Source organism: Pseudomonas sp. FW305-96 (assembly GCF_058783825.1).
In genome coordinates this window covers 1-1081 of record NZ_JBYSYW010000069.1, presented here as the reverse complement: position 1 = coordinate 1081, position 1081 = coordinate 1, and the positions used below count along the sequence as shown (strand labels likewise).

The window sequence follows — 1081 nt, the reverse complement described above, 5'->3', positions numbered from 1 at the left end:
GATGGCGCCGCTGGTGATGGCCAGCGTCTGTTCGCTGATCAGCTTGCCGTCACGGTTGTCCAGCTCGCTGACGTCCAGCTGCAGGGCCTGGGCGGTGGAAATCTCGCCGCCCTGGTTGTCCAGTTTGGCCAGGTTGACCAGGCTCAGCGGCCCGGCGGTGGTGATCAGGCCCGCGCCGTTGTCCAGGTCGGCGCCGCCCAGGTCCAGCGCGAGGCTGCTGCCGAGCAGCTTGCCGGCGTGGTTGTCCAGGCCCTTGCTGGTGAGGGCGAGCGCGTCCTTGGCTTCGATGCGGCCGCCGTCGCGGTTGCTCAGCGTACCGGCATGAATCTCCAGCGACTGGGCGCCGATCAGGCCCTTGAGGTTGTCCAGGCGCTGGCTGACCCGCAGCAGCAGGCGCTGGTCGCTGAGCAGGCGGCCGTTGCCGTTGTCCAGTTGCTCGGCAGCGACGGTGAAGGCCTGGGCGCTGGAAAGCTCGCCGCCCTGGTTGGCCACGGTCTTGAGGTTGTCCAGCTGCAGCGACGGGGCATTGATCAGGCCGCCACGGTTGTCCAGGTGGCCATGGCCCAGGTCGAGTTTTACCGAGGTGTCGCTGAACAGCTTGCCGCCCTGCTGGTCGAGGCCGGTGACCGTGGCGGTGAGTGCTTCGCGGCTGCCCACGCGGCCGCCGTCGCGGTTATCGAGCTGGCCGGCGTGCACGTCGAGGGTGCGGTTGCTGCTGATGCTGCCCTGGCGGCTGTTGTCCAGGTGGCCGGTGCTGAGGGTCAGCTGGCCCTTGCTGGCCAGCGCGCCTTTGTCGGTGTTGTCCAGGCTGGCGCTGGCCAGGGTGATGTCGCTGTCGCTGAGCAGCTCGCCGCCCTGGTTGAGCAGCGCGCCGCCCGTGGTCAGTGTCAGGCGGCCGGCGCTGTCCAGTTTGCCGGTGCTGTTGTCCAGGCTGTGCGCGGTCAGCACCAGCTGGCCCTCGGCGCTGAGCAGGCCGAGGCGGTTGAGGGCCGCGCCGGTCAAGCTCAGGGTCATGTCCCGCTGGCTGGTCAGGCGGCCACCGTCGTTGTCCAGGCTCAGGCCGGTCAGGGTCAGGCCGGTC

Annotated in this window: 1 pseudogene; it reads right to left on the bottom strand. The window is 69.6% G+C overall.

Annotation, left to right across the window (positions count from 1 at the left end):
* Positions 1–1081, bottom strand: a pseudogene (locus tag AC3WL2_RS25765) (DUF637 domain-containing protein); the annotation flags it as partial.